At 54.8% G+C, this 12,803-nt stretch carries 8 protein-coding genes; all 8 read left to right on the forward strand.

The genetic code is table 11. The annotated features are described in order from the left end of the window. The first annotated feature begins 6 nt into the window (after positions 1-6). The 8 genes from ACO5Z0_RS04815 (at position 7) to ACO5Z0_RS04850 (ending at position 12,795) form a co-directional block, all read left to right on the forward strand. Positions 7-2,973 (forward strand): glycosyltransferase, encoded by a 2,967-nt coding sequence (locus ACO5Z0_RS04815; RefSeq protein WP_485649424.1) that lies wholly within the window; start codon positions 7-9, stop codon positions 2,971-2,973. Between the two features lie 118 nt (positions 2,974-3,091). Beyond that, positions 3,092-3,865 (forward strand): glucose-1-phosphate cytidylyltransferase, encoded by a 774-nt coding sequence (gene rfbF / locus ACO5Z0_RS04820; RefSeq protein ID WP_485649425.1) that lies wholly within the window; start codon positions 3,092-3,094, stop codon positions 3,863-3,865. 24 nt (positions 3,866-3,889) lie between these two features. Then, entirely contained in the window at positions 3,890-4,990 is a 1,101-nt protein-coding gene (locus ACO5Z0_RS04825; protein ID WP_485649426.1) for an FkbM family methyltransferase, read from the forward strand. A gap of 27 nt (positions 4,991-5,017) precedes the next feature. Further along, entirely contained in the window at positions 5,018-7,234 is a 2,217-nt protein-coding gene (locus tag ACO5Z0_RS04830; RefSeq protein ID WP_485649427.1) for a glycosyltransferase, read from the forward strand. A gap of 13 nt (positions 7,235-7,247) precedes the next feature. After that, the gene (locus tag ACO5Z0_RS04835; RefSeq protein WP_485649428.1) at positions 7,248-9,383 is read left to right on the forward strand and encodes a glycosyltransferase; all 2,136 of its coding nucleotides are present in this window, start codon (positions 7,248-7,250) and stop codon (positions 9,381-9,383) included. 42 nt (positions 9,384-9,425) lie between these two features. Beyond that, positions 9,426-10,394: an FkbM family methyltransferase gene (locus ACO5Z0_RS04840; protein WP_485649429.1), complete on the forward strand. Its 969-nt coding sequence runs from the start codon at positions 9,426-9,428 to the stop codon at positions 10,392-10,394. Positions 10,395-10,438: 44 nt separating this feature from the next. Continuing rightward, positions 10,439-12,055, forward strand: coding sequence for an aldolase catalytic domain-containing protein (locus ACO5Z0_RS04845; protein ID WP_485649430.1), 1,617 nt, complete (start codon positions 10,439-10,441; stop codon positions 12,053-12,055). Next, entirely contained in the window at positions 12,055-12,795 is a 741-nt protein-coding gene (locus ACO5Z0_RS04850; RefSeq protein ID WP_485649431.1) for an SDR family NAD(P)-dependent oxidoreductase, read from the forward strand. Before ACO5Z0_RS04845 ends, ACO5Z0_RS04850 begins: the two co-directional genes overlap by 1 nt. Positions 12,796-12,803 lie beyond the last annotated feature (8 nt).

Below are 12,803 nucleotides of genomic sequence, written 5' to 3' on the forward strand. Positions count from 1 at the left end.
AAAAGCATGAGCCATAAGACGAGCATCATCATCTTGAGTTACAATACCTTGGAGCTTTTGCAGCTTTGTATCGAGAGCATTCGTACATATACCGAGGCGGGGACGTACGAGATCATCGTCGTCGAAAATGCTTCCGAGGACGGCTCGGCTGCGTGGCTGAGGGCGCAAAAAGACCTTGTCTGCATCTATAACGAAGAGAATCAAGGCTTCCCCAAAGGCTGCAATCAAGGCTTAAAAATTGCTTCGGGAACGGAGCTTCTGCTTTTGAACAGCGACGTCATCGTAACGAAGGATTGGCTCGAAAACATGCGCCGCGCACTCTACAGCGCATCCTCGGTCGGCGCCGTGAGCTGCGTCACGAACAGCTGCTCCAACCGCCAGCAGATCGAGGTACCCTACAAAACCATAGAGGACATGCAGGCATTCGCTGCGGGCTACAATATTTCGAATCCCGCGCTCTGGGAAAAGCGAACGACGCTCGTGGGCTTCTGCTATCTCTTCAAGAGAGAGGTTTTTGAAAAGGTTGGCTTTTTGGATGAACGCTTCAGTCCCGGCAACTTTGAGGACGACGATTACTCACTGCGCATCTTGCAGCAGGGATATGATCTCCTCGTTTGCCGTGATACCTTCATTCATCATTTTGGACATGCGAGCTTCATGAAGGGGTATGGCGAGCAGGACTTGGAGGAAAAGCTCAAGCGCTCCAATGCACTGGTCGAGCGAAATCATGCGCTGCTTCAAGACAAGTGGCATATACCGGAAATGTATAAGCGCATGGACGCAGAGGAGCTGCGCCGCCTTCTGCAGGGACAAAACGGCGCACGCGAGGCGACCTCCGGACGCCCGCTGCCAAAAGAAAAGAAAATTGCGGTGCTTCTGCACAAGAGCCGCGAAGGACGCTATGAGATCTGCATGGAATCCCTCAGGAACATGAACTGGCCGGACGGATACGAAGCGGAACTCTTCGTGATCACGCAAGACAGACCCTATGCGGTGCAAGTCAACGAAATCATGACGGCAGCCGACGCCAAATACAAGATCTACATCAACGACGATCTATGCCTTGTCCATCCGCAGATGATCGAAGAAATGCTGAACCTCTTTCAAGATGACAGCATCGGCATGATCGGCATCTTGGGCAGCACATCGCTGCCCGTCAGCGGCAGCGTGATGGACTCGCCGTACAAGAGCGGCGCCGTCTATATACCGTCGGAAAAAGACCTCTCCGAACTGCGCTTCAATGAGACATCCGAAGCCGCAAACGTGCGCTTCCTGCTGCCGTCGCTCTTTGCGACCCAGCGAGACGTCCCGTGGGACGAAGCGTACGAAAAGCAATACTATGCCGTACTGGCATATTGCCGCGGCATGGAAGAGAGCGGCGTCCGCATCGTCGTGCCGCATCCGCAGGAAATATGGTGCACCTATCAGGAAAAAAGCATCGCATTCGACGCCAATGAAGCCGATCGGAAAACATACTTCAGCCGCCATCATCCCTATCTCGACGGCACGGAGCCGAAGGAAAAGAACACCCTCTATGCGTGCGGCGAAGAAAGCGAAGTTCCTTCGTGGCAGAAATTCACGCATCCCGAGAGCGTCTCCGTCGGCAAAGGAACGCAGATTCATGAGACTGCGCTCTGCCGGCTCGCTGCCGAGAACTTCGCCGGAAAACCGCGCATCGTCATCGGCGATCACGCAGCCATCGGCGCAGGAAGCACCATCACAGCAGCGCAATACATCGAGCTGGAAAACGCCGTGAGCATCGCAGAAAACGTCCATATCAAAGACTACCGCTTAGACGAAAGCGGCGTCGGTCTCTCTCCTGCCGACCGCGAGCTTGTTGTCGAAGGAAGCGGCGTCCATATCGAGCGCGGCGCACGTCTGGAAGAAAACGTCCTCGTCAAGGGAGCCGTGCGCATCGGACGCGGCAGCATCGTGCGTGCAGGAAGCTGCGTGCAGTCGGACATCCCAGCCTACTGCATCGCTGAGGGAAGCCCCGCGCAGGTCACCGCCGTCTTTTCGCCGAAGGCGGGGAAGTGGCTGCCCGCAGCAGGCGACAAGGCGAGGAAGAAACTGCTCGCAGAAAGGGAGAAAACGCCGCCTTTGCTGACCTTCGCCTTCATCACCTACAACCGCAGCCAATACCTGAAGAAATCGCTTCGCTGCGTGCTGCGTCAGATCGGCAACGATGCGCTGGCAGAAATCCTCGTCTCGGACAACGCATCGACAGACGATACGCGAACTTTCGTCGAAGAGATGCAAAAGACGTACAAGAATCTGCGCTACCACTGCAACGAGAAGAACGTCGGCGCGGAAGGGAACATCCATAGAGCCATCCGAGAAAGCAAGGGCGAGTACGTCCTTGTTGCAGGCGACGATGATTACTTTGTTGACGGCTCGCTCCATGCGCTTATTACGAACATTGTCCGCTATCGCGGCGTCGCGCTGTTTTATCTGGGCAATGCGAAGATTCCGCGCCGCGTATATACAGGCGCAGGCTGCCTGCAATATATCGGGCTTGTCAGCTACTATATGGCTTGGATCACCAGCGTCGTCATGCGGCGCGAACTCTACGCGCATATCTCGGAGCCGCAAAAGCATGATGCTTCGCACATACCGCAAGTCTACCTGCAAATGGAAATGCTGAAGCAAAGACCGAATTTCGCCGTGCTGCACGGAGCTTTTTTTGCAGAGGGCTGCGGAGATCATCAGCCGAAGGGCTATAATTTTGCAGAAGTATTCATCAAGAATTACTTTGACATCCTGACGGAGGCGGTGGACATCCCGCCGGCGCAGCTTGCGGCGGAAAAGAAACGGGTTTTGGAACAGTCGATTCTTCCGTGGTGCAGGAAAATCAAAGAAGATCATCTCGGATTGTCGTTGGACGGGCTTTTTGATATTGTCGCGGCATATTACGGCGAAGAGCCGTATTATGAACAACTCGTCGATCTGCTCAAGGAAATTCTGCGGGAATAGCTGCCGGCTTTAAGCGCAGGCGGTGCAGCGACGATAAAAATGCAGCGCATGATTCTGCTGCTTGCCTGCGGCAGACGATGGCTTCATCGACAGTGTGATCCATAAAGGAGTTGAAAATTTGAAAACAGTTCTTTTGGCGGGTGGCTTCGGCACGCGCATCACGGAGGAGTCGGAAAGACGACCCAAGCCTATGGTGGAGATCGGCGGTATGCCGATTCTCTGGCATATCATGAAGGGATACAGTCATTTCGGGTTCAATGAATTTGTTATATGCGCGGGTTACAAGCAGCACATGATAAAGGAGTGGTTTGCCGATTACTTCCTGCACACGTCAGATATCACGTTTGACTTTACGCAGGAAAACCGCATGATTGTGCACAACCAGCACACGGAGCCGTGGAAGGTCACGATCGTCGATACGGGACTCGATACTTTGACAGGCGGTCGTATCCGGCGCATCCGCAAGTATGTGGAGAATGAAACCTTCATGATGACCTATGGCGACGGCGTGGCGGACGTCGATATCGGAGAGCTTGTGCGCTTTCATAAGTCGCACGGCAAGGCGGCGACCTTGACGGCGATCATGCAGAAGCAGCAGAAGGGCGTCTTAGACATCGGCTTTGACAACTCCGTTCATGCGTTCCGTGAAAAGGCGATGGAGGACAGCGCACCGATCAACGCGGGGTACATGGTGCTTGAGCCATCGGTCTTTGACTTCATCGACGGCGATTCGACCGTGTTTGAGCAGAAGCCGCTGGAAGAGCTGGCGAAGAGAAGCGAACTCAAGTGCTATCTGCACAGCGGCTTCTGGCAGTGCATGGATACGCTGCGCGAAAAACTCCTGCTCGAAAAGCTCTGGCAGAATGACAAGGCGCCGTGGAAGCTCTGGTGAGGCGCGGGTCGTGGAGGTCGGTTCATGAGTAAAGGGCAAAAAACGATGCTGATGTGGGGGGCGGGCAATGTCTGCCGACACTTTTTGCAGCATTTGAAAAAGAATCTTCCCGTGCGGGGAATCGTTGACAGCCGGCAGGAATTGTCGAGCGGCACGATCTGCGGCATACCGATTTATGCGCCCGTGCGAGATGATGCGGCGAAAGAATTGAAGATACGACATGATGGGGGAGCACACGTTTGCCCCCCCCCGAAAGACACGCTGTTCGTCATAACGACATACGTTTATTATGTTACGGTGAAGAACTATTTGGAATCGTTGGGATTTGAGACAGCTTTCGCCTATGATTTTCGCGAGTATACGGATGTCGACTGGTCGGCTGTATGCCGCATACACTACGATGTTCCGTGGGAGAAAGACGACGCGAAGATCCGAGAGGCGCGAAGCATTTTTGCGGATGCGGCGTCCGTAAAGATTTTTGATGCGCTTTTGGAAAAGCGCAAGAAACGCATCTATGATTGCACCGATATCCGAAGCGCATATCCACAGTATCTGGAGATGGATCTCCTTCCTTTTGGACGAGAGGAGACGATCGTTGACTGCGGCGCTTTTCGGGGCGATGGACTGCGGCTCTTCGAGGAGCATCTGTCCTCGTGGAAGATGTTCCACTGCTTCGAGCCGGATGCGGATAATTTTCAAATTCTGCAAGAGGTTTGCAAGGGCTATGCACATACGACGCCGCATTGTGCCGCCGTCGGCGTCCATGACGGACCGGCGTATTTTTCGCAAGGGGCAAATGCCGGCGGTGAACTGAAGATGCAGGGAGAGGTCGGACAGAAGATCGAGGTCTGTCGGCTGGATTCGCTGCATCTGCCGGAAGTGACGTACATCACGGCGGACATTGAAGGATCGGAGATGGCTATGCTCGAAGGCGCACGGCAGACGATCGAAAGGCACTGCCCGAAGCTGGCGATATGCGCCTACCACAAGGCGGCGGACTTATGGGAGATCCCGCTGTGGCTCAAGAGGGTGAATCCCGCCTATAGGATTTGTCTGCGTCATTATGGAGAAACCGCCGTCGATACGGTCGCCTATGCGCTGCCGCCGCAGCAGCCGGTACATTAGCGAAAGGTTTGTTTGGGAGAGGGAAGTATGCGTCATAAGACGAGCATCATTATTCTGAGTTACAATACCTTGGAAATGCTGCAGCTCTGCATCGCGAGCATACGCGAATACACCGCCGCAGGGACGTATGAGATCATCGTCGTCGAAAATGCCTCGAAGGATGGCTCTGCCGAGTGGCTCAAGGAGCAGAGCGGTCTTAGGTGTATTTACAACGAGGAAAATCAAGGCTTTCCGAAAGGCTGCAATCAAGGCTTGGAAATCGCGGTGGGGACGGAGCTTCTGCTTTTGAACAGCGATACGATCGTGGCTGAGAATTGGCTGCATAATCTGCGCTGTGCTCTTTACAGTGATGCGAAGATCGGCGCCGTGAGCTGTGTGACGAATCATTGTTCAAACAACCAGCAGATCGAGGTTCCTTATCGAACGCTAGAAGAAATGCAGGCATTTGCAGCGAATTACAATGTGTCGAACCCTGTGCTTTGGGAAAGGAGGACGACGCTCGTAGGCTTCTGTTATCTCTTCAAGAGGGAAGTGTTTGAGAAAGTAGGCTTTCTTGACGAACAGTTCAGTCCGGGGAATTTTGAAGATGATGATTATTCCCTTCGTATTTTGCAGAAGGGATACGATCTCCTCGTCTGCCGTGATACCTTCATCCATCATTTCGGACATGCGAGTTTCCTGAACGGATACGGGGAGCAAGAGGCGGCGGAAAAAGCGAGACGTTCAAACGCCTTGATCGAGCGAAACAGTGCGCTGCTCCTGCAAAAGTGGCGGATTCCCACGACGTATAAAGTCATGAATCCGGAAGAGCTGCGCCCTCTTTTGCAGCGTCAAGCCGAATCGAACCTTGGCGAAGGAATCACCGTCGGCAAGGGGACGCACATTCATGAAACGGTGCGCTGTCGCTTCCTTGCGCCCCGCTTTGCCGGCGAGCCGCATATCGTCGTCGGCGATCACGCAGAGATCGGCGCGGGCAGCACGCTCACGGCGGCGCAATGTATTGAGATCGGAAATGCCGTAAGCATAGCAGAGAATGTCCACATCAAGGATTATGTCCTTGAGGAAAGCGGCGTCGGGCTTTCTTGCGCCGACTGCGAGGTCATCGCAGGGGAAAACGGCGTCCATATCGAACGAGGTGTGCGCATTGAGGAGAATGTCCTCATCCGAGGCAGCGTGCGCATCGGGCGCGGCAGCCTCGTGCGCGCGGGAAGCCTCGTGCAGACGGATATTCCCGCCTACTGCATAGCCGAGGGGCGCCCCGCACGCATCACGTCCGTATTCTCCCCGCAAGCGGGGAAATGGCTGCCCGCTGCCGGGGGCAAGATGCTCAAGCGGCTGCTCTCGGAAAGAGAAAAAACACCGCCCCTGCTGACATACGCTTTCATCACCTACAATCGCAGCCGCTATCTCAAGAAGTCGCTTCGCTGCGTATTGCAGCAGATCGGCAACGACGAACTCACGGAAATCCTCGTTTCGGACAATGCTTCGACGGATGATACGAGAGCTTTCGTTGAGGAGATGCAAAAGACGTATAAGAATCTGCGGTATCACTGCAATGAGGAGAATGTCGGCGCCGAGGGAAATATTCATAGAGCCATCGAGAAGAGCCGAGGCGAATATGTGCTCGTCGCGGGAGACGATGATTATTTTATTGATGGCGCACTGCATGTTGTCTTAAACAATATTGTCCGCTATAGGGGCGTCGGTCTGTTCTATTTAGGCAATGAAAATATTCCCCTTCGCGTATATGAAGGAAAGGGAAGCTCAGATTGGCTTCGTCTCGTGAGTTATTATATGGCATGGATTACCAGTGTTGTCATGAGGCGCGAGCTGTATGCGCAGATCCCTAAGCCGCATCGGTATGATGATACGCGTTTGCCTCAAGTGTATTTGGAATTGGAGATGCTGAAGCAAAGACCAAAATTTGCCGTGCTTCATGGAGCTTTTTTTGCAGATGAATCAGGCGATCATTCTCCGAAGGGTTATAACTTTGCTGAAGTTTTCATCAAGAATTACTTCGACATATTAACTGCGACGGTGGAAATTCTTCCAGCGCAGCTCTCGGCAGAGAAAAAATGGGTCATGGAAAAGTCGATTCTTCCGTGGTGCAGGAGAATTAAAGAGAACGGTCTGGAGTTGTCGCTGGATGGAATATTTGACATCGTCCGCGAATATTATGGCGAGGAGCCGTATTATCCGCAAATTGTCGAAAGTCTCGAAAGCATTCTGCGCGGTGTGCGTTGAGGAGGAAATCGTCTTGAAGAACGAAAAAAAGATCGCGTTCCTTGTACGCAAGTCGGATGAAGTGCGCTGCGCCGCTGCCTTGGAATCCTTGCAGGCGCTCCGCCTGCCGACGGGATATGAGGCGGAGCTTTTCACGCTGGCGGCAGAGGAGCCGTATGCGGCGCAGGCGAACAAGGCGCTGACTCTTTCCGATGCGAAGTTCAAGATTTATCTCAACGATGACATCCGACTCGCAGAGCCGGATGTGCTTGGAGAACTTCTGCAAATTTTTGAAGATGAAAGCATCGGCATGGTCGGCTTTCTTGGCAGCGCTTCGCTTCCTGCGAGCGGCAATCTCATGGAATCGCCGTATGTATGCGGCGCAGCGTATGTTCCGTCGGAAGAAGGGCGCAGAGATTTGCGCTTCGGGCGGGGGACGGTCGGAGAATGCAGGACGGTGCGCTTCCTTGCACCGTCGTTTTTTGCGACGCAGCGGGATCTCTCTTGGGATACGTGTTATCAAAGGCAATATTACGCTTTGCTGGCGCATTGCAGGCGGTTTGAGCGAGAAGGGGACCGCATCGTCGTGCCGCTCGCGAAAGAGCCGTGGTGCGCCTATCAGGAGCGTGCGATATCCTTCGATGCCGATGAGAGCGAGCGCAGGAAGTTTTTTGCGGCGCATCATGCCTATTTGACGGATGATGTTCCGGACGAGACGCAGATTTTGTATGCGTGCGGCGCCGGCTCTTCTGTCGAAGGGTGGCGGGAGTTTTCTGCGCCCGAGGCGGTCTCTGTCGGCGCGGGGGTGAAGATTCATCGGACGGCGCTTTGCCGCATGGCGTACGAGGATTTTGCCGGTGAGCCGCGCATCGTTATCGGCGATGCATGTGAGATTGACGCCTACAGCACGTTGACGGCGGCAAGGCGCATCGTGTTGGAGAATTTTGTAACGCTTGCTCCGAATGTTCATCTTATAGAGAAGGTCCATTCGGGGGGGGCGTTTGCACTTTCGTCGTGCGGCAGATCTTTAGACGAGCGCGGTATGCGCATCGGGCGAGCGACGAAGATTGCGGCAAACGCCGTCGTCAAGGGAGCCGTGCATATCGGGCGCGGGTCGTTGGTAGAGGAAAATGCCGTCGTCGTCTCCGACATCCCCGACTATTGTGTGGCTGCGGGCAATCCGGCGCGCGTGGTGCAGGCGTTTTCCGTGCAAGCGGGGAAGTGGCTTCCTGTCAAGGACGAGGCGGCGTTGGAAGAGATCGTCGAGGAGAGACGAAAAGCGCCGCCTTTGCTGACGTATGCCGTCATCACCTACAACCGCAGCGAGTATCTTGCCAAGTCGCTCGCATGTGTGCTTGAACAGGTCGGCAATGACGACCTCGTTGAAGTCCTCGTCTCTGACAATGCTTCAACGGACGCGACGAAAGATGTCGTGCGCAGGCTGCAGAAAAAGTATCGGAATCTGCGCTATCACTGCAATGAAAAAAATGTCGGGGCGGAGAAGAATATCCATTGCGCCCTGCGGGAGAGCGCGGGAGAATATGTGACGGTGGCGGGCGATGATGACTACTCCTTCGACGGCTCTTTGCAGGATCTTTTGAGCGCTGTCGCAGCGTATCGAGGCGCGGCATTGTTTCATCTCGTGAATCGGGCGATTCCGCTGGATGTCCGCAAGGGCAGCGGAGCGGCGGCTTACGTCGGGCAGGTCGGCTACTTCATGACGTGGCTCAGCGCCGTAATCATGCGGCGGGATCTGTACCATGCGATCAGAGATCCCGAGAAGTATGACTATACGCGGCTGCCGCAGGTCTATTTGCAGATGGAGATGCTGCGGCAAAATCCTGATTTCGTCGTACTCACGCGGCGCTTTTTCCGCTTGGGGACGGGAGAGCATGGCGGCAGTGACGATCAGTTTGCCGAGACGTTTATTCGGGATTATCTCAAGATTTTGACGGCAGAAGCGACGATTTCGCCGGACGTGCTGTCGGCAGAAAAATGGCGGCTGATGGAAGGGAAAATTCTTCCTACATGCGAAAGAATCCGAGCGGAAGGCAGGGCTTTATCTTTCCGACAAATTTTCGATATTATTGACGAGTATTACGCGAAAGAGCCGTATTATCCGCAGATTGTTGATAGGCTTCGGAAGATATCGCCGGATGTCTTTATTTGAGCCTGTCGGTGCGCATTTCAAGAAAGAAGGATGACGGACACGATGAAACTGGAAAAACTCTATGATTTGTACCAAGAGGGGAAGGCGCCGAAGCGTCTCTATTGGGAGCTGGCGCGCGAGCGGCTTGTGCCTCTCTTGGAGGTGCAGCAGATCGTCAAGAAAAATCCCTATTGCAGGAGCGTCGAGATCCGCGAGGACGGCATCGTGCTCAAGACGCAGGATATTGCGCTCTTCTTCGACATGACGCAGAATATCTGCCGTGCGGAGACGATTCTCATCGGCACGGAGGGCGAGGAGATCGACTTTATGAGCCGCTTCATCCCGACAAATGCCGTGATCTTCGACATCGGTGCGAACGTCGGGCGCGTGAGCCTGGGGCTGGCGAAGGCGCATGAGGATGCGGTGATCTATGCCTTTGAGCCGGTGGCGGACACCTTCTGCGGCTTGGAGAAGAATCTTCGTCTGAATGCGTGCGAGGAGCAGATCAAGGCGCATCACATGGGCTTCTACAGCGAGAGCGGCGACCTCAAGTTCTTTGTGCCTGCGGCGAACGAGGCGGCGTCTTTGCGTCCCGTCACCGATACATACTACTTCAAGGAAGGCGATCAGGGGCAGGGCGAGCGCAGGGATCGCTTGGACGAGGTCGTCTGCCCTGTCGATACGCTCGACCGCTTCGTTAAGGCGAACGGCATCACGCGCATCGATTTCATCAAGTGCGACACGGAGGGCGCCGAGAAGATGGTCTTCGCTGGCGGCGCACATGTGTTCAGCGAGCTGCGCCCCGTCGTCTATACGGAGATGCTTAGAAAGCACGCGGCGCGATTCGACTACCATCCGAACGAGATCATCGAGATGTTCAAGGGCTGGGGCTATGCGTGCTATACGTCAGAAGGAGAGAAGCTGTTTCCTTTTGCAAAGATGGATGAGACGACGCAGGAGACGAATTTCTTCTTCCTGCATGGCGAGAAGCATCGGGAACTTCTGGATAAATATGCCGATGGAAGCGTGTGATGAAAATGCGCTATGATTCTGCAAGATGACGGGAGGGATTTGCCTTGGGAGAACGGCTGCTGCTTGACTGTACGCTGCGTGACGGCGGCTATGTAAACAATTGGGAATTTGGTTACGATCAAATCGTGGAAATTTTTAATCGGCTCGTAAGTTCGGGCGTGGAGTTTATCGAGGTGGGTTTTCTCGATGAAAAGAGCACCTTTGATCGCGGACGTACCGTCCTGCCCGATACGGCTTCTGTCAATCGGATGTTTGAAGGGGTGGATAAAGGAAGCTCGCTTGTTCTCGGCATGATCGACTACGGCGCCTGCGGTATCGAGCGTTTAGAGCCGTGTGAAGAGACGTTCCTCGACGGCATTCGCGTGATTTTTAAGGAAGCGAAGATGAAGGAAGCTCTGGCTTTTTGCGCCGAGGTCAAGAAGCTCGGCTACAAGGTCTTTGCGCAGATGGTTTCCGTCACGACGTATACGGATGAGAAGCTCATTGCGTATGCGAAGCTCGTCAACGAGGTCATGCCCTATGCGACGTCGATGGTTGATACCTATGGCTTGCTCGATGAGGAGCATCTGCGCCATATTTATGATATCCTCGACGAGAATCTCGACGAGAGGATCTGTGTCGGCTATCACGCGCACAACAATTTCCAGCTTGGCTATGCGAATGCGAAGTATTTTCTTTCGCTTGATTCGAAGCGGGGGCTTCTGGCAGACGGCACGCTCTACGGCATGGGCAAGAGCGCGGGCAACGCGCCGCTGGAGCTTCTGCTGATGTTCCGCAACGACAAGCAGGGGGCGGGCTACCATGTGACGCAGGCGCTTGAAGCTATTGACAATGTCATCATGGAGATCTACCAAAGGCAGTATTGGGGTTATAATCTTTTCTACTACATCGCATCTTCGATGCACTGTCACCCGAATTATGTGAGCCGCCTCATGAATAAACGCACCTTGTCGGTCAAGCAGATTCGCGATATTTTGAAGACGCTTGAGCCGGCGAAAAGTCTGCTTTATGACGAGGCATACATCGAGAGGCTTTATCGCGAGTACCAGAGCATCGAATGCGACGATCGGGAGACTCTTTGCATTTTGAAAGAGAAGCTGGGCGCGCGTCCCTTGCTGCTCCTTGGTCCTGCCCGCAGTATGGAGAAGGAGCGTGCGAAGGTGAAGCGGTTCATCGAGGAGAGGAAGCCGCGCGTCATTGCCGTGAACTACGCGCCGCCGACCATCGAGGTTGACGCCATCTTCATGGCGAAGTCGAAGCGCTATATCCAGCTCTTCAGTGATTTGCAGCGCAACATCAACCGCGAGAAACCGATCATCGCGACGTCGAATATGACGAAATCAGAGGGGACCTTCCCCTATGTGCTCAACTACAGCTCGCTCATCGATAAAGACGCCGAGATCATAGACAACGCGCTCGTCATGATCTTGAAGGCGGTTCTTCGCATGGAGATCCCTGCCGTGACGCTCGCGGGCTTCGACGGATATTCGAAGCGCAGCCGCAATTATTTCGATGAGAACAAGGAATACCGCGTCGACGGCAGCCGCGCCGAATACCTGAACAAGTACATCAGCGGCTTTTTGCACAGCATCAGCGACAAGGTGCATATTGATTTCATCACAAAGACGCGCTACGAGTGGCAGGGAAAGGACGGCGAGTGATGGAGCGTCTTGCAGGCAAGATCGCGCTCATTACGGGCGCGACGTCGGGCATCGGCTATGCGGCGGCGCATCTCTTTGCCGATGAGGGCGCATACGTCATCGCTGTGGGCAGAGATGCGGAGCGCGGCGCGTCGCTCGTCGCTGAGCTTGAGGAGAAACGGGCGGGACGCGCACGCTTCATCGGTGCGGATGTGACGGATGCCGACGATATTGCGCGGCTTTTTGACGTCGTGCAGGAAGCGTGCGGGCGGCTCGACGTCCTTTTCAACAATGCGGGCGTTTTCGTGACGCGGGCGATCGATGAGATCGACGAGGCGGCATGGGAGCGCGTCTTTCGTACGAATGCGAAGGCGGCGATGGATATGACGGCGGCGTTTTTGCCGCTCCTGCAGGAATCGAAGGGCGTGATTTTGAACACGGCTTCGATCGGCGGTCTGCCCTATCATATCGCGGGAAGCAAGACGTACCTCTACGCTTCGTCGAAGGCGGCGCTGATTCAGTTCACGAAGCTCTGTGCGCTGAATTTTGCGCCCGATGTGCGCGTGAACTGCCTCGCGCCCGGCATCACGGACACGCCGATCTACACGAATCGCGACTTTTCGCGCTTTTCGGGCATACCGATGGGGCGCGTCGCCGACGCTCTCGAGGTGGCGCGTGCTGCGCTCTTTCTCGTCTCGGATGAGGCTTCTTACATCACAGGCGCGGTGCTGCCCGTTGACGGCGGTGCGTCGCTGAAGTAGCGGAGGTG

This window comes from Selenomonas sp., from assembly GCF_057272215.1.